This window comes from Streptomyces sp. NPDC102279, assembly GCF_044766365.1.
Classification (GTDB): Bacteria; Actinomycetota; Actinomycetes; order Streptomycetales; family Streptomycetaceae; genus Streptomyces.
On the sequence record NZ_JBIWLU010000006.1, the window covers coordinates 22,518 to 38,650 of the forward strand.

A 16,133-nucleotide genomic window follows, 5' to 3' on the forward strand; every position below is an offset into this window, starting at 1 on the left:
GCTCTCCCGTTGGTGTCCGACTCAGTTGTAGACGCCGAACTCATACAGCGAATAGCCCCACCCGGTCCCTCGCGCGGTTCCGTTGACCCGGACGTAGCGTCCGGTTCCGGAGACGTCGAGGTCGTCGACGCCGCCGTTGCCGTCGGTGACGCTGCGGACGGTGGTCCAGTTCTGTCCGTCGTCCGAGGTCTGCACGGTGTAGGCCTTGGCGAAGGAGGTCTCCCAGACCAGTTGTACGTGCCGGAACGAGGTGCGGCTGCCGAGGTCGACACGGAGCCACTGGGGGTCGCTCCAGTCGCTGGCCCAGCGGGTGGTGAGGTTGCCGTCGACGGCGCCCGCGGCGGTGCAGGGGCAGTCACCGCCGCCCGCCTGGGCCGAGGAGGCCGTGGCCGGCTTGCCGCGGGCGATGTTCGTGCCGCTCGGGACGGGCGGTACGACGCGGAAGGAGCGGGTCTCGACGCCGACGTTGCCCTTGCCGTCCTTGGCCTTGACGTAGATCTTCCAGACGCCGGGCCTGTCCGGCGCCGTCACCCTGAGCCGGCCACCGCCGAGGTCGGTGGAGGGCAGCGTGACGAGCTGCTTGCTCTGGTCGATGTAGTTGCTGTTGTCCTGCACCTCGTACGTGATCGGGTCGCCGTCGGGGTCGGTGGCCTTCACCGCGAGGGTGAGGTCGCCCCCCGCGGGCACCTTGGCGGCGTCGCCCTCGACGGTCAGGTCGGAGATGACCGGCGGGGTGTTGTCGTGCGAGGTGTCCGCGCCGTACGCCTTCTTCACGGCGTAGTACGACAGCCGCTTCTCGCCCGCGGGCAGCAGGTTGAACCAGATGCCGCCGAAGTCGTACTCGGTGCCGTAGTGGAACATCGTGGCGCCGAGCGCGACGCCCTTGTGCCCGGTGACGCAGTTCCACGCCCGGGTGTATCCGTCGGCCTTGGCCCGGTCGGTGGGCTCGGCGGGAACGCCGTTCGCGTCGTCCGGGACCTCCCACTCGCCCGCGGGGCCGGTCTCGGTGACGATGTACGGCTTGGTGTAACCGCCCTGCTGCCAGGCCGCCTTGACGTCGCAGATCGCGTTGTAGGCGTTCACGGCGTAGAGGTCGAGGTCGGGGGCGTTCTTCTTGTAGTACGGCCAGGCGCCGGTCCACGCGTCGGTCGAGGTGACGGGGTGGTTGGGGTCGACGGCGTGGATCTTCTTGGTGATGTCGTTGACGAGGGTGGTGTACGCGTTGCGCTGGCGCTCCAGCTCGTCACCGCTGTAGCAGTTCTGCAGGCCGAGCACGGACTCGTTGCCGACGTTCCACATCAGGACACCGGGGTTGTCCTTGTAGGTGGCCGCCCATTGCGGGAACTCGGTGAGGACCTGGTTCTTGTAGGCGGTGTCCGTCAGGTAGTTGACGCAGCCGCCGCTGCCGGGGCCGCCGCCGGGCTGCAGCCAGAAGCCGGCGATCACCTTGATGCCCTGGGCGGCGGCCGCGTCGAAGAGCGGCTTGCTGGAGGCGTCGGTGCCCCAGGTGCGGACGGTGTTGACGCCCATGGACTTCAGGTCGGGCATGTAGCGCGGGGCGTCGCTGACGGACGGCCCCCAGGTGAGGCCCTTGATCTGGTACGGGCTGCCGTCGACGGTCAGTTGCCAGTTGCCCTGCGAGCCGGTGACCTTGACGACGCTGCCGGCGGCGTGCGCGGCCTGGGAGGGCAGCGCGACGAGAGCTCCCGCGGCGAGCAGGCCCGCGGTGAGGGGCGCCGTGACGCGGCGCCGGGTGGTACGGGATGCGGTCATGAGTGTCCGTCCGGTGTGCGGGTGAGGGGGGAAGAGCAAGAGGTCGGTCGGTGGGGGTCCCGCCGGCCGGGGCCATGTACCGGCCGGCGGGAGCGCCGGCGTCAGGGAAGCCGGTAGTTCGCGTCGAGCGCCGCGCCCGCCTCGGGGTGCGTCTGGTCGTAGCCGCGGGCGTCGCACTGGAGGCCACCGACGACACAGTGGTCGACGAGCGCCTTGAGTGTCGGCGCGTCCCACGCGTTGAAGAAGTCGTAGTGGAAGGAGTAACCGGCACCGCTCGCCAGCTTCACCTTGGACATGTCACCGTTGACCGGGAAGGCCATCTTGAACTCGATCATCGGCAGGGCGACGGGGTGGTCGTCCGGGCAGATGTTGTTGTTCGTGCCGGGGTTGACCACCGGATACGCCATGTGGCTCTGGTGGTTGGGGGTGTCCAGGTACTTGCCGTCCCAGCAACTGGGCGCTTGGAAGCGGATGTTGAGCTGGACGTCGGCCCTGTTCGGGCACTGCTGCGGGAAGTCGACGTTGAAGAAGCTGTCGCCGCACTCCCAGCCCTCCACGAAACCGCGGTGGTTGCGGAAGTCGGCCGCGGACTGCATGGGGCTGCCGACGACGAAGCGCAGCCCCTTCGGGAAGGGCCGCACGCTGGTGTAGTCGGTGACCCCGGCCTTGTAGTAGATGACCTGGGGGCCCACCGGTAGCACGGGTGTGCTGCCGTTGAGCAGGGTCGGCATCCAGTAGGCCGACTTGTCACCGGGGGCCTTGCAGGTGGTTCCGCCGGAGTCGAGCGAGGCGGTGGTGCTGGCCGCGTTCGTGGTGGTGTTGCCCATGAAGGTGTGGTCGTGCGACTTGCCCGGCTGGCCGGGGTAGACGATCGGGTCGTCCGGCCGGGTGTGGGACACCGAACAGTTCGCCTGGAACTCGTGGAAGTACCGGTGCGTCGGCTCCGCCTTGGAGGGGACGACCCCGGTCACCGGCGGGTTCGCCGGGATGTATCCGTCGCCGTCCGGGTCCTCGGGCGAGGCGAGCGTCGAGACGGGCATCGCGTGCCCCGTGTGGACGGTGGCCGAACCGGCCACCGAGGCGGCCGCGCCGGGCGCCGGGTCGGCGCTCATCGCCACGCCGGCCAGGCCGAGCGTGGTGAGGACCAGTGCGCTGGACATAAGGATTCCTGAGACGATCTTCGATCTCCGTGCCATGGAGACCTCCTGCCACGTCGATGGGGACGGTGGGGGTCGGGCGGCCCGAGGACGGAATGCTGTCCGGGGCCGCCCGCGTGACGGTCCATCACATGTGCCGAGGAAACTGGGAGAGCGCTCTCCCGTCCAGGAGTGTTGTGGCGGGTGCGCAAGGGTGTCAAGGGAGCTGACGGAGAATCACTGCGTGCGATGCGCGCACCTCTTGAACACACCAGAACCCCGGGGAACCTCACTCAACTGCCCCCAAACGTCTATCAAGTGCGGCAAATACAGGCCGAGTTGACGGTTCACTCCGCAACAACATGCGGGACTCCGGTCACAACTCTTGACGCGTCGTTCACCTGGATGAAGCATGCATCGGCAAGAGAGCGCTCCCCCAACCTCCCACCGTTCACTTCCTGAACCAGGAGAGTCGCCCCCCATGTCTCACACCCCCACGGACACCCCGGACTCCGGCCGCTCCCCCGTCGCGCGCCGCACCGTTCTCGGAGCGATGGCCGCCGCCGCGGCGGCGCCGGGGCTCCTCGCTCTGTCCTCCCCCGCGTCCGCCGCGCCGGCCCCGCAGCCGGCCGCCCTTCCCGGCGGCGGTGACCTGGGCCCCAACGTCATCGTCTTCGACCCGTCGACGGCGGGCATCCAGGCCAAGCTCGACCAGATCTTCAAGCAGCAGGAGACCGCCCAGTTCGGCACGGGCCGCTACGCGCTCCTGTTCAAGCCGGGTACGTACAACGGTCTCAACGCCCAACTCGGCTTCTACACCTCGATCGCGGGCCTCGGCCTGTCCCCGGACGACACGTCGATCAACGGTGACGTGACCGTCGACGCGGGCTGGTTCAACGGCAACGCCACCCAGAACTTCTGGCGTTCGGCGGAGAACCTCGCGCTCAGCCCGGTCAACGGCACCAACCGCTGGGCGGTCGCGCAGGCGGCGCCGTTCCGCCGGATGCACGTGAGGGGCGGCCTCAACCTCGCCCCGAACGGCTACGGATGGGCCAGCGGCGGGTACATCGCCGACAGCAAGATCGACGGTTCGGTGGGCCCGTACTCGCAGCAGCAGTGGTACACCCGCGACAGTTCGGTGGGCGGCTGGTCCAACGCCGTCTGGAACATGGTGTTCTCGGGCGTCCAGGGCGCGCCCGCGCAGTCCTTCCCGAACCCGCCGTACACCACGCTCGACACCACCCCGGTCTCCCGGGAGAAGCCGTTCCTGTACCTCAACGGCAGCGAGTACCGGGTGTTCCTGCCGGAGAAGCGCACCAACGCGCGCGGCGTCACCTGGGGCAACGGCACTCCGCGCGGCTCGTCGCTGCCGCTCAGCCAGTTCTACGTGGCCAAGCCCGGTGTCACCGCCGCCACCCTGAACGCGGCGCTCACCCAGGGGCTCCACCTGCTGCTGACGCCCGGCATCTACCACCTGGACCAGCCGATCCAGGTCAACCGCGCGGGCACCGTGGTCCTCGGTCTCGGCTACGCCACGCTGATCCCGGACAACGGCGTCACCGCGCTGCGGACGGCCGACGTCGACGGGGTCAGGCTCGCCGGATTCCTGATCGACGCCGGACCCGTCAACTCCAACACGCTCCTGGAGGTCGGCCCGACGGGCGCCTCGACGGACCACTCGGCCAACCCGACCACCGTGCAGGACGTGTTCGTGCGCATCGGCGGGGCCGGGGCGGGCAAGGCGACGACCAGCATGGTCATCAACAGCCGTCACACGATCATCGACCACACCTGGGTGTGGCGGGCCGACCACGGCACGGGCGTCGGCTGGGACACCAACCGGGCGGACTACGGCATCCGCGTCAACGGCGCCGACGTCCTCGCCACCGGACTGTTCGTCGAACACTTCAACAAGTACGACGTGCAGTGGTACGGCGAGCGGGGCCGCACCATCTTCTTCCAGAACGAGAAGGCCTACGACGCGCCGAACCAGGCCGCGATCCAGAACGGCAGCATCAAGGGGTACGCGGCGTACAAGGTCGCCGACTCCGTGACCACGCACGAGGGCTGGGGGCTGGGCAGTTACTGCTACTACAACGTCGACCAGACGATCGTGCAGCACCATGGCTTCGCGGCACCGAACAAGCCCGGCGTGAAGTTCCACGACCTGCTGGTCGTCTCGCTGGGCGGAGCCGGTCAGTACGAGCGGGTCATCAACGACACGGGGGCGCCCACGTCGGGCACCTCCACCGTGCCGTCCACGGTGGTCTCGTACCCCTGACGGTTCCTGCCCGCGGCACACGGCCGGGACCCGTCCTCGACAGGAGGCCGGGTCCCGGCGGTGCGCGGCCGGCTGTGACGCGACCGCCGCGGGTCAGTAGCGCTGGGCCTTGGCGAGCACGGGGGTGAGCTGGGGTTCCGCGGGCTGCCGGCTGACCACGACCGGCTGTGCGCGCTTGCCCGGGTCGAGGTTCTCCTTGCCGACGTAGCGGGTCTCCACGACCTTCCCGTCGGGGTTCTTGAAGTCGACCTGGACGGCGTACGACGCCTTCTGTCCGGTCTTGTTGGTGATGGTGACGACCACGGCGCGCAGCCCGCCGGTCTCCCCGGTGGGCAGACCGGTCATGCTGACGTCGGAGGTCGCGTTACCGGCGCCCTCGACGCCCTTCAGTTCCTTCTGGGCGGTAACGGCGGCGCGCTCGGTGTCGGCGTTGACCGACGCCGCGAACTCCGAGGCCCGCGCCGACACGGAGGCGGCCGCCGACGATGCCCGGCCGCTCGCGGACTCGATGATCGAGGAGGCCGCCGAGGCGATCGCGGAAGGCGGTGTCCCCGTGAAGTCGGAGGCGTTCGGCGGGGTGGGGTTGGCGGAGGCCGCGCCGCTGTCGTCGCTGTCCGAACTGCACGAGACCAGGACGGAGCCGCACGCGATCGCGGCCAGCAGGGCAGCGACACGCCGTGATCCGCTTCGGCCGGGGGTTGCGCGTCTGCTCATGGGGGCTCGCCTCTTCCTGCCGTACGGGGACGGGGGCTCGTCGGCTCGTCCACTTCCGTTCGTACGGACTCCCTCATGCTCCGTGCCGTCAGCGGTGGCGGCGAACCACGGGGGCCCATTGGGGTGGCGTGCGGATCTCAGCGGGCCGCTCCCGTGCGGTCGAGCCACGCCTGCGACACCGCCAGGGCCGCCGCCATGATGCTCAGCTGCGGGTTGACCTCCGGGCAGCCCGGCAGCACCGAGCCGTCCGCGACCAGCACACCGTGGACACCGCGCAGCCTCCCCTCGGGGTCGGCGGGCGCGCGCCCGGGGTCGGCGCCCGCGGCGACGGTACCGGTGGGGTGGAACGCCGACAGGTGCAGATCGCGGGGCCCCACGCCCGCGAGGAGGTCGTCGAGCGCGTCGAGCGAGCGGGCCCGGGGCGCGCTCGCGACACCTGTGAGGACCTCCTCCGCGCCCGCGGCGAACAGCAGGCGGCCCATGGCGCGTACGGCTGTCATCAGGCGTTCGCCGTCGCGCCGGTCGAGGGCGTAGCCGACGAGGGTGCGGTCACGGCCCACGACCCGGCCGGAGGGGCGGTCGGCGATCATGGCGCCGAGAGTGGCCAGGTGGTCGGCCTCCTCCAGCTCGCGCCGTAGTTCACGGCCGAGGCCCGGCAGGACGAAGCTGCTCATGCCCGGCGGGCTCGCGGTCGCCTCGACGAGGACCCCGCGCTCGTGGAGTTCCTCGACCCCGACACTCTGCAGCACACCCCGCGAGGCCGTGACGGGTTCGGCGAAGCGTCCGGCGACGCTGGTGGCCGGGTGCACGCTGAGGTTGCGGCCGAGGCGAGGATGCCCGCCGAGACCGGAGCGGCGCAGCAGCGGTGGCGTGTGGAGTGTCCCGGCCGCGGTTACGACGAGGGGCGCGAGGATCTCCAGTTCGCTGCCGTCGGCCCGGCGGGCCAGTACCCCTGCCGCGCGGGGCGCGCCCGGCACGTCCCGGTCCAGCAGGACGCGGTGGGCGCGCACTCCGGTGACGATCCGGGCGCCAGCCGCACAGGCGTCGGGCAGGACGGAGAGCTGGACGCTCTGTTTCGCGCCGGTCGGGCAGCCCACCACGCACTGGCAGGAGCCTCTGCAGCCGGGCGCGTTGCGGCGCAGGGGCGCGGCCCGCCAGCCGAGCCGTTCGGCGCCCGCGAGGGCGAGCAGGCCGTTGTTGCCGAGGACGTCGAGGGGTTGCGGCGCCACGCGGAGGGTGCGCTCCACCTCGTCGAGGAGGGGCCCGAACCCGTCGGCCAGTGCGAAGCCGAACGTGCCGCTCCAGCGGGCCAGGACGTGGTCCGGAGTCCGGTAGCACGTACCGGAGTTGACCACGGTGGTGCCGCCGACGGCGCGGCCGACCGGCAGGAGCAGCGGCGGGTTGCCGAGGGCCACGGTGGCGCCGCCGTCCCGGTACAGCTCGGCGAACCGGTCGAGGGGTGCCCGGCGCCCGAAGGAGGCGGTGGAGTGGTGTTCGCCCTCCTCCAGGACCACCACGGCGAGTCCGGCGCGCGCGAAGGTCCGGGCGGCCGTGGCACCGCCGGCGCCGGAGCCGACGACGATCACGTCGGCGGTGCTCCGGGCGGGCCAGTCACCGGCGGGGGTGCAGTCGAGCGGCGGATCCGGCGGCGCTGCCGTGGGGGCGGGCGCGGGGCCGGCCGCCATCCGTTCGGTGCCGGCGGCGAGCAGCACGGGGACCTTGAGGACGTCGAGGAGCGGGGCGAGCCGGGGCCGTGCGGCCAGGGAGCCGAGGACGTCCTCGCGTTCGCCGGGCGCGAGGGCCGTCAGACGTCTGCCGGTGCGCAGGACGGTGTACGTCTCCAGGGCGGCGACGGCGGTGCGGACCCCCGCGCGGGCGGGTCCCGGCAGGGCGGTGAGGACGGCGTCGAGACGGTTCGGTACGCGAGCGGGCCAGTCGGCGTCACCCGTGTCGGCGAGGAGTGCGGCGACGAGTCCCTCGGCGGTCATCGGTCGCCCGCCTCGGCGTGCGCGGTGCCGTCGAGTTCCCAGGTCGCCTCCGGCCGCCAGCGGCCCCACCAGCGTTCCAGCACGATGCGGGCGTCGGCCGACTCGCTGTTGCGGCACACCGCGGAGGCTCCGTCGGGGTCGCGGTAGGTGAGGGCGAGGGTCCGCTCGGGGTGCTGCTTCACCTGAACGCGGATGCGGCGCAGCGCCGTTCGTCCGGTGACCGTCCATTCGGGCAGTCCGAACGCGGCGCGGAACCGTCCGAGGCCGAGCCAGCCGACGGCGGAGCGTTCGGGGCGCCGGGGCCAGGTCCGGCCGTGGCGGCGCAGTCGCAGGAAGACGAGCGGGGGCAGTCGGCGCAGGGCGGGCCGGGTGGACACGGCAGCGACGATCTCCAGGACGTCGCCGTCGCCGAGTTCGGCGTGCAGCCAGGTCCACCGGTGGGCGTTGCCGTGCCCGTAGATCCGGGCCGAGGCTCCGGGTGCGCCGCGCAGGGTGAGGGTCGTGCCGCCGTAGGTGAACGTGCCGTCGTAGGTGGCGCGGGCGGCCGGGAGCATCTGGGCCGCGGGGAGCAGGGGTCGGTTCCAGGACCAGCGGGGGAAGGTGAACAGCGGTTCCGCCTGCGGTCGTTCGTCGATCTTCCACTGGAAGTCGCCCGCGGTGCCGCTCAGTCGTCCCGCCGCACTGCTCACCCCGTCGGCGGCGAATCCGTCCGTCGGGCGGGTCCAGGGAACGGGTCCGAAGCGGGCGTGCGTCACCTCGCCGTCGCGGGGGAACGCCGCGACCCAGCCGTGCGCGACGGGTCCGGATCCGTCCGTGGGCGCGGTGAGTTCGTGGTGCACCCACACTCCCGTGCCGGTCCCGGGGTCGGTGAGGGTGGTGTACCAGACCTCGGTGCGGCCCGGAGCGCCGTTCCAGCGGGGGGCCATGTGCCGCTCGGGGTCCTCGCGGCGGGGGAAGCGGAAGCTGAGCAGGAACGGGGCGAGGCCGGTGGCCGCGGGGAAGCGCAGGACTCCCTCGCCGAGCCGCTTCTCGCCGTCGTACACCGTGAAGGGCAGCACCGTCATCGAGGTGAACGGGCGGCGCGGGGTCACGGACTTCCAGCCGTCCAGGGTGAGGCGGCGACCGTCGGCGGTGAAGGCGAGCCGGTAGCGGATGCGCCGGCGGGCGATCGGCGAGATCTCCAACTCGCCCGTCGCGCGGGGGTCGTCGGTGTGTCCGGCGATCCGGACCCGGCCGGTGAGGCGGGCGTTGGTCGTCCGGTGCGGCAGGAGGACCCGGTCGGCGTCGGCGCGCAGGTCGAGGCGGACGCGCCGGTCGCCGGGTTCGCCGTCGAGACGGACCGTACCGAGCATGGTCTCGGTGAACACCGTGCCCCTCACGCGAGGCCGTCCAGCATGATGCGCTCGGTCTCCCGCAGATAGGCGCCGGCCGCCGCGTGGGCCCGGTCGGCGTCTCCGCCGGTCACCGCGTCGACCACCGGCACCAGGCGTTCGTACGCCGCCCGCGGATCGGTGAAGGGGCCCTTGAGGAGGGAGCGGACGGGCAGGTAGGCGTTGAAGAGGGTGTTGGTCAGCAGGACGTAGACGCGATTGCCGGTGGCCCGGGCCAGGGCACGGTGCACCTCGATGTCCGCGAGCTGTACGGCGTCGGCGCCGTCGGCGCCGCGGACGGCGTCGAGGAGCGCGGCCAGTTCGGCGCGCTGTGCGCGGCTGCCCCGGACGGCGGCCCGCTCGGCTATCAACGCGCCGATGCCGCGCCGGACTTCGAAGACCTCACGCACCCATCCGGCGTCGTGCCGGACCAGCATCGGCAGCAGATCCGCCCCACCGAGCCGGGCGTAGTCCCGCACCCTGGTCCCGACCCCGTGCCGGGTCTCCAGGAGTCCCGCCTGGACGAGCCGTCCGAAGGCGTGCTTGAGGGTGGTGCGCGTGACGCCGTACCCGTCGGCGAGCCTGCGCTCGGGGGGCAGGTAACTCCCCGCCGGGTGCCGGCCGTCGAGGATGTCCGTGCGCAGTCGGTCCTCCAGGACGTCGACGATCGTCTCGCGGGGCAGAGCCTCCACGATTCCCCCTTCGGGCAGTGGCTGAGTGGATGAGCCACTGAACCAGTGGACACCGCTCACGGTCAACCCCACGTGGACACGCGCCTGTTGTCGGGTCATGGCGTGAACTCGTCGTCTCGCAGGACAGGTTGGACCGGACCAACTTTGCGTGAATCGTTGACATGTACGCCGCCCGGCGCAATTCTGAGAGCGCTCTCAAAAGGAAACGGACGAGCCCCGTCCGCGAAAATCCACCTCGCTGAACCCCCACATCAAGGAGGCAGAGAGTGCGCGCGACATCCAGATGGACGACCTGGGCCCTGGCCGCTGCCACGCTCACGACAACCCTGCTCACCTTCGGCACGCCCTCCCGCGCCGAGGCCGCGGTCCCTGCGACCATCCCCCTCACGTTCACGAACAACTCGGGCCGCAGCGAACCGGTCTACATCTACGACCTCGGCACCCAGCTCTCGACGGGACAGCAGGGCTGGGCCGACGCGGGAGGGGCGTTCCACGCCTGGCCGGCGGGCGGCAACCCGCCGACCCCCGCGCCGGACGCGTCGATCGTGGGCCCGGCCAACGGCCAGACGAAGACGATCCAGTTGCCCAAGTTCTCCGGGCGGCTCTACTTCTCGTTCGGGCAGAAGCTCGACTTCCGCGTGACGACCGGCGGACTCGTGCAGCCGGCCGTGCAGAATCCGAGCGACCCGAACCACAACATCCTCTTCAACTGGTCCGAGTACACACTCAACGACTCCGGCCTGTGGATCAACAGCACCCAGGTCGACATGTTCTCCGCTCCGTACGCCGTCGGAGTCAAGGCGGCGGACGGGACCACGAAGACCACAGGTCACCTCAAGCCTGGCGGCTACACCGGCTTCTTCAACGCGCTGCGGAGCCAGCCCGGCGGCTGGGCCAACCTCATCCAGACCCGGTCCGACGGGACCGTGCTGCGGGCGCTCGCCCCGGGGCACGGCATCGAGGGGGGCGCACTTCCGGCCACCGTGATGGACGACTACGTCAACCGCGTCTGGCAGAAGTACAGTTCCTCGACGCTGACGGTCACACCGTTCGGTGACCAGCCGAACACGAAGTACTTCGGTCGGGTCTCCGGTGACGTCATGAACTTCACCAACAGCTCCGGCGCGGTGGTCACCAGCTTCCAGAAGCCCGACTCGGACAGCATCTTCGGCTGCTACAAGAAGCTCGACGCGCCCAACGACCTGGTGAGGGGCCCCATTTCCCGCACGCTGTGCGCGGGCTTCAACCGCTCGACGCTGCTCACCAACCCCAACCAGCCGGACTCCAGCGCCGCGAACTTCTACGCGGACTCGGTGACCAACCAGTACGCCCGCAAGATCCACGCGCAGATGGCCGACGGCAACGCCTACGCGTTCGCCTTCGACGACGTCGGGAACCACGAGTCCCTCGTCCACGACGGCAACCCGCAGCAGGCCTACGTGACGCTGGACCCCTTCAGCTGACCGACGCCACGGGGGCGGGACGGGGCGGGTGTCAGGACAGGGCACCCGCCCCGTTTCCATGTGCCGTTCCCACTCGCCTCAGGACCGAGCGGGGCGCGGGGCGAGGCTGCGGTCCACCAGGTCGCGCCAGCCGGACTCCAGACGTTCGAGGGGCATCCCCCGCTGCCGGGTCAGGTGGCTGACGAGCACCGGGTCCAGGTACCCCATCAGGGACTGGGCGACCAGTTCGACGTCCGCGCCCGGGCCCGCCTGGCGCAGCAGCATGCACACATGCATCAGCCGCACCCGGTACGGCGCGGAGGTGAAACGGCGGCTCGCGTCGGGCTCGGCGGCGAGATACAGATCGAGCTGCTCGGAGGTCTGGCGCAGGGTGCGGCAGCCGAAGGCGCGCAGCCGCTCCGCCGGGGAGGCGCCGGGCCCCAGGGGTGCCGGACCGGTCATGAAGGCGGCCTGGAAGCGCTGCTCGGTGTGGTCGAGCAGGGCCATCAGCAGGCCGGTGCGGTCGCCGAAGCGCCGGAACACGGTCCCCTTGCCCACCCGCGCCGCGGTGGCGACGGCCTCCATCGTGAGCCGGTCCACCCCCTCCTCCTCGACCAGGCGGGCTGCGGCCTCCAGCAGCCGCGCGCGATTGCGTGCGGCGTCGGCGCGCAGCGGGGCGCCGCCGGGGGCGGTCAGCTCCATCAGGACCGGCTCGTCGGACGAATCCTGTCGCTTCGGGAACGGCGGGAGTGGCGTGGACATGAACCCAGCGTAACGGCAATCGGGGACAACTGGACTGCGGTCCGCTTCGGTGATAGACCTGTAAGCGGACCTCGGTCCGGTTTGTTGCGGCAGTGTTTCAGCGTTTCCAGTATCGGGAGATATTCATGTCCGTTCGCATCCTCGCGCTCGTCGGCAGCCTGCGCGCCGGTTCCCACAACCGTCAGCTCGCCGAGGCGGCCGTGAAGCTCGCCCCGGAGGGTGCCGAGGTCGACCTCTTCGAGGGCCTCGCCGAGATCCCCTTCTACAACGAGGACATCGACGTCGAGGGCGATGTTCCCGCCGCCGCCGCCCGGCTGCGCGAGGCGGCCGGCGCCGCCGACGCCTTCATCCTCTTCTCCCCCGAGTACAACGGCACCATCCCGGCCGTCCTGAAGAACGCCATCGACTGGCTGTCCCGTCCGTACGGCGCCGGCGCCTTCACCGGCAAGCCGGCCGTCGTGGTCGGCACCGCGTACGGCCAGTTCGGCGGCGTGTGGGCGCAGGACGAGGCGCGCAAGGCCGTGGGCATCGCCGGCGGCACCGTGCTGGAGGACGTCAAGCTCTCCGTCCCCGGCTCCGTGGTCCGCTTCGCGGAGACGCACCCGGTCGACGACGCCGAGGTCGCCGCCCAGATCACCGAGGTCGTGAACCGGCTGCACAGCCACGTGGGCGCGGTCGAAGCCGTCTGACAACTCCCTTGTGGGCCGGTCCGGTTGATCCGGGCCGGCCTTCGGCATGTCGCAGCTCGGTCACCGGGCGTCCCAAGATCGCCACGCCTCTGGCGGAGCCGCGGCCTCCGCGACAGGATGCCCGCATGAAGAGTGATCTCTTTTCCAGCGACCACATGGTGCAGCCCGCCGTCGCGCCGGGCATGACACTGCAGAACGCCAAATCCATCAAGTACGCCGTCCAGGGGGAGATGTTCGCGCGCCAGGGCGCGATGGTCGCCTACCGGGGCAGCCTCCAGTTCGAGCGCAAGGGCCAGGGCGTGGGCGGCATGCTCAAGCGGGCCGTCACCGGTGAGGGACTTCCGCTGATGACCGTCCGCGGGCAGGGCGAGGCCTGGTTCGCGCATGAGGCGCAGAACTGTTTCATCGTGGGCATCGAGCCCGGCGACGTCTTCACGGTCAACGGCCGCAACGTCCTGTGTTTCGACGCCACGTTGTCGTACGACATCAAGACCGTGAAGGGCGCGGGCGTCACGGGCGGTGGCCTGTTCAACAGTGTCTTCACCGGCCATGGCGACCTGGGCCTGATATGCGAGGGCAATCCCCTGGTCATCCCCGTCACGCAGCAGCAGCCGGTGTTCGTCGACACGGACGCCGTCGTCGGCTGGACCGCGCATCTGCGGACCTCCCTGCACCGGTCGCAGTCCATCGGCTCGATGATCCGCGGGGGATCCGGCGAGGCGGTGCAGCTGAAGCTGGAGGGCGAGGGATACGTCGTCGTCCGGCCCAGTGAGGTGACACCCCAGAAGCAGCAGCAGCACTGACCGGCACCGCGCCGGAAAGCGGAGGTCGGGGGTGTCACGCCGCTACGGCGTGACACCCCCGACCCGTCCGTCAGTGCTTCGCGGCAGGGGTGTTGGCGGCGGTGACGTTCACCGCCGCCCAGGCCTTGCCCACCGCCTTGTACTCGGTACTGCTCGCCCCGTACAGGTCCGCGGCCGCCTTGAGCGTGGCCTTGCGCGCGTCATGGAAGTCGGTCGTGGAGACCATGTACCGGGTCAGAGCGCGGTAGAAGACGGCGGTCGACTTGGCCCGGCCGATGCCGGTCACGCGGGAGCCGTCGAATGTCGGCGAGTCGTACGTGACGCCGCCGATCGTCTTGCGTCCGCTGCCCTCGGCGAGCAGGTAGTACGCGTGCGAGGAGACGCCGGAACCGGCGTGCACCTCCGTGTCGTAGGCGGCGGGCGACCAGTAGTCGACAGCCTCCTCCAGCAGGTCGAGGGACGGGTGGTCCAGGCGGCGCAGGAACTTCTGCGCGAGGCCCAGCTTCTCGCCCACCAGGTAGTTCGGCGGGTTCTTCGGGTTGTTCGCCGCGAACTCGACGTTGGAGCCGAAGATGTCGGCGAGCGACTCGTTCAGGGAGCCCGGCTCGCCGTACTGGTTGCCCTCGTCGTCCACGCGGGTGGGTTCGAGCGCGGCGGTCGCGTCGACGACTCCGTGGGTCAGCTCGTGTCCGGTGACGTCGAGGACGACGAGCGGCTTCTTGAAGTACTGGCCGTCGCCGTCGCCGTACAGCATGCAGCCGCACGTCGAGTCCCAGAACGCGTTGCCGACCTTGTTGCCGAAGTGGACCATGCCACGGGCGCCGGTGCTGTTGTTCTTGATGCCCTTGCGGCCGAAGGTCTTCTTGTAGAAGTCCAAGGTCTTGGTGATGCCGTACTGCGCGTCCACCGCGGCGCTTGACCTGGAAGCCGTGGTGCCGGTGCCCCACTTGTTGTCGCCGTCGGTGAACTTCTTGCCCCGCGCGAAGGACTCCAGCTCCTGCCCCTTGGCGTCCCGGGTCTCGGTGTTCCACCGGGTCGGGTCCTTGAGGAGATAGCTGGTCCGGGCGGTCCGGGTGGTGGTCAGCGCCACCTTGCCGGCGAAGAGCGAGGCGCCGCTTCCGGTCGCCGTGGCCGGGTAGTGGCCCGCTCGCGCCGCGTTCGTCAGACCCGGGAGTCCGGCGGCGAGACCGGCCTGCGGGGTGGCGCTGCCACCCCGCTCGCGCAGCGTGTCCGCCAGGGACGGCGAGATGAACTCGTCGTTGTCCGGGATGCTGCTGCGGATCCTGCCGCTGTGGGCGTCCACCACGACCGTGCGGGAGCCGCCGGCCTCCGTGGTGCCGCTGTCCGTCACGGTCACCTGATAGGCGAGGGCGGCGCCGCCCTCACGGGCGTCCACGACGAGTCGGGCGTCGCCCGCGTCGCCCCGGGCCGCGTCCGCCGCCTTGCGCTCCGCCTGCCGGGGCGTCAGCTTCGCCTCTACGGTGGCGGGCTCGACCGGGTGGCCGGCCGCCCGGGTCACGCCCAGGTACCGCGACCGCTCGCCGAGGTGCACGACCAGGTCGCCGCCGAGGACCGGAAGGCCCTGGTGGGCACGGACGAAACGCACGTGCTGCTTGCCGTCGGGGTCCGTCATCACGTCCTTGGCCAGCAGGGTGTCGCCCCGCGCCACCCCGGTGTCCTCGGCGTGGGCGAAGGCGGCCGCCCTGGCGGATGCCACCGGCGAGGAGGACGCGGCCGCCTCGCGGGCGGGAGCGTCGGGCACGGCCGCGAGGGCGGGGCCCGGAAGCGTGGCGGCCGTCGTCACGGCGACGGCTATGGCCACGCGGCGTATGTGGGGTCTACGCACTGAGTTCCTTCGGTACGGGGCGGCCGGCAACGCCAACCGCCCTGTGGCACGGCGCTGTTCGGCGCCGCGGGGGCTGGTCGGGCCCCGGGTCACCACCGGCCGACATGACCGGCGGTGCGTCGACCGGACAGATGTGAGCGGCCCTGAGCCGGTTGCCTGCCGGGACAGGCGGGGAGGCGGATGTGACCCATGTCGCACGGGGAGCGGCCGACGTCGGACCGCCCGGAGGGGAACCGGACGAACTTCCAGGTGCTCAACTGCCGGGCCACCGGCACCTGTCGGCGTACACCGCTTCCGCGGGAGGAAGAAGGGCGGCCGACACCTTCCGGGTACGGAGGCGTCGGCCTACGAGGCCGTACGGCCGACGCGCTCCGGGGGCGGGGAGGCATCAAGAAGCAGCCCACCCGGCCACCTGACCTCGTGACGTTCAGGAGGTGTCGGGCTGCCGGGCCGCGCCTTCGGTGCGCTCGCCCCGGCGTCGGAGCGACGAGCCTCCGGCGCTCGGTGCTGCCTGTTGGCAGGCCGTGCGGTCGGCACGCTCCGGGGTCCGAGGGGTCCGGAGCGAGGCAGGCGCGGTGGGCCGCGCGGGCCCCTTGGAGACCCGATGGAGGCCGTAGGAGCCCGGCCGCCGATCTGC

General features: G+C 71.2%; 12 protein-coding genes. 4 read left to right on the forward strand and 8 right to left on the reverse strand.

The window, feature by feature from the left end; genetic code table 11:
- Window positions 1-21: 21 nt before the first annotated feature.
- Together ACIRQH_RS15705 and ACIRQH_RS15710 are read right to left on the reverse strand one after the other, a co-directional pair.
- Window positions 22-1,773, reverse strand: coding sequence for a discoidin domain-containing protein (locus ACIRQH_RS15705; RefSeq protein WP_388872680.1), 1,752 nt, complete (start codon window positions 1,771-1,773; stop codon window positions 22-24).
- Between the two features lie 101 nt (window positions 1,774-1,874).
- On the reverse strand, window positions 1,875-2,969 hold the full coding sequence (locus ACIRQH_RS15710) for a DUF1996 domain-containing protein (RefSeq protein ID WP_358820322.1): 1,095 nt from the start codon (window positions 2,967-2,969) through the stop codon (window positions 1,875-1,877).
- A 421-nt stretch (window positions 2,970-3,390) separates the two neighbouring features.
- On the opposite strand from ACIRQH_RS15710, the gene ACIRQH_RS15715 reads away from it, so the two are divergent.
- On the forward strand, window positions 3,391-5,190 hold the full coding sequence (locus ACIRQH_RS15715; RefSeq protein ID WP_358820321.1) for a coagulation factor 5/8 type domain-containing protein: 1,800 nt from the start codon (window positions 3,391-3,393) through the stop codon (window positions 5,188-5,190).
- Between the two features lie 93 nt (window positions 5,191-5,283).
- On the opposite strand, the gene ACIRQH_RS15720 is transcribed toward ACIRQH_RS15715, so the two are convergent.
- The 4 genes from ACIRQH_RS15720 to ACIRQH_RS15735 form a co-directional block, all read right to left on the reverse strand.
- A complete protein-coding gene (locus ACIRQH_RS15720; RefSeq protein WP_388872683.1) occupies window positions 5,284-5,904 on the reverse strand; it encodes a hypothetical protein in 621 nt (206 codons plus the stop codon).
- Between the two features lie 137 nt (window positions 5,905-6,041).
- Window positions 6,042-7,892, reverse strand: coding sequence for a GMC family oxidoreductase N-terminal domain-containing protein (locus tag ACIRQH_RS15725; RefSeq protein ID WP_388872686.1), 1,851 nt, complete (start codon window positions 7,890-7,892; stop codon window positions 6,042-6,044).
- A complete protein-coding gene (locus ACIRQH_RS15730) occupies window positions 7,889-9,271 on the reverse strand; it encodes a hypothetical protein (protein WP_388872689.1) in 1,383 nt (460 codons plus the stop codon). The genes ACIRQH_RS15725 and ACIRQH_RS15730 overlap by 4 nt, the downstream gene beginning before the upstream one ends.
- A complete protein-coding gene (locus ACIRQH_RS15735; protein WP_358820317.1) occupies window positions 9,268-9,954 on the reverse strand; it encodes an FCD domain-containing protein in 687 nt (228 codons plus the stop codon). The genes ACIRQH_RS15730 and ACIRQH_RS15735 overlap by 4 nt, the downstream gene beginning before the upstream one ends.
- Window positions 9,955-10,253: 299 nt before the next feature.
- On the opposite strand from ACIRQH_RS15735, the gene ACIRQH_RS15740 reads away from it, so the two are divergent.
- Window positions 10,254-11,417, forward strand: coding sequence for a glycoside hydrolase family 64 protein (locus ACIRQH_RS15740; RefSeq protein ID WP_358820341.1), 1,164 nt, complete (start codon window positions 10,254-10,256; stop codon window positions 11,415-11,417).
- A 78-nt stretch (window positions 11,418-11,495) separates the two neighbouring features.
- Here ACIRQH_RS15740 and ACIRQH_RS15745 read toward each other — a convergent pair whose 3' ends face one another.
- Window positions 11,496-12,158, reverse strand: a complete 663-nt coding sequence (locus ACIRQH_RS15745; protein WP_404226201.1) for a TetR/AcrR family transcriptional regulator — start codon at window positions 12,156-12,158, stop codon at window positions 11,496-11,498.
- A 125-nt stretch (window positions 12,159-12,283) separates the two neighbouring features.
- Here ACIRQH_RS15745 and ACIRQH_RS15750 point away from each other — a divergent pair, with 125 nt between their 5' ends.
- Both ACIRQH_RS15750 and ACIRQH_RS15755 read left to right on the forward strand, forming a co-directional pair.
- The gene (locus ACIRQH_RS15750; protein ID WP_404226204.1) at window positions 12,284-12,847 is read left to right on the forward strand and encodes an NAD(P)H-dependent oxidoreductase; all 564 of its coding nucleotides are present in this window, start codon (window positions 12,284-12,286) and stop codon (window positions 12,845-12,847) included.
- A 125-nt stretch (window positions 12,848-12,972) separates the two neighbouring features.
- The gene (locus ACIRQH_RS15755) at window positions 12,973-13,650 is read left to right on the forward strand and encodes an AIM24 family protein (RefSeq protein WP_358820314.1); all 678 of its coding nucleotides are present in this window, start codon (window positions 12,973-12,975) and stop codon (window positions 13,648-13,650) included.
- Between the two features lie 70 nt (window positions 13,651-13,720).
- Here the strand turns inward: ACIRQH_RS15755 and ACIRQH_RS15760 are convergent, their stop codons facing one another.
- Window positions 13,721-15,496, reverse strand: coding sequence for a M4 family metallopeptidase (locus tag ACIRQH_RS15760; RefSeq protein WP_404226207.1), 1,776 nt, complete (start codon window positions 15,494-15,496; stop codon window positions 13,721-13,723).
- Window positions 15,497-16,133 lie beyond the last annotated feature (637 nt).

Bases quoted from the DNA above. Each gene is read 5' to 3' on its own strand.
- ACIRQH_RS15715 (WP_358820321.1), top strand. From the start codon at position 3,391: ATGTCTCACACCCCCACGGACACCCCGGACTCCGGCCGCTCCCCCGTC.
- ACIRQH_RS15725 (WP_388872686.1), bottom strand. From the start codon at position 7,892: ATGACCGCCGAGGGACTCGTCGCCGCACTCCTCGCCGACACGGGTGAC.
- ACIRQH_RS15710 (WP_358820322.1), bottom strand. From the start codon at position 2,969: ATGGCACGGAGATCGAAGATCGTCTCAGGAATCCTTATGTCCAGCGCA.
- ACIRQH_RS15705 (WP_388872680.1), bottom strand. From the start codon at position 1,773: ATGACCGCATCCCGTACCACCCGGCGCCGCGTCACGGCGCCCCTCACC.
- ACIRQH_RS15750 (WP_404226204.1), top strand. From the start codon at position 12,284: ATGTCCGTTCGCATCCTCGCGCTCGTCGGCAGCCTGCGCGCCGGTTCC.
- ACIRQH_RS15745 (WP_404226201.1), bottom strand. From the start codon at position 12,158: ATGTCCACGCCACTCCCGCCGTTCCCGAAGCGACAGGATTCGTCCGAC.
- ACIRQH_RS15720 (WP_388872683.1), bottom strand. From the start codon at position 5,904: ATGAGCAGACGCGCAACCCCCGGCCGAAGCGGATCACGGCGTGTCGCT.
- ACIRQH_RS15755 (WP_358820314.1), top strand. From the start codon at position 12,973: ATGAAGAGTGATCTCTTTTCCAGCGACCACATGGTGCAGCCCGCCGTC.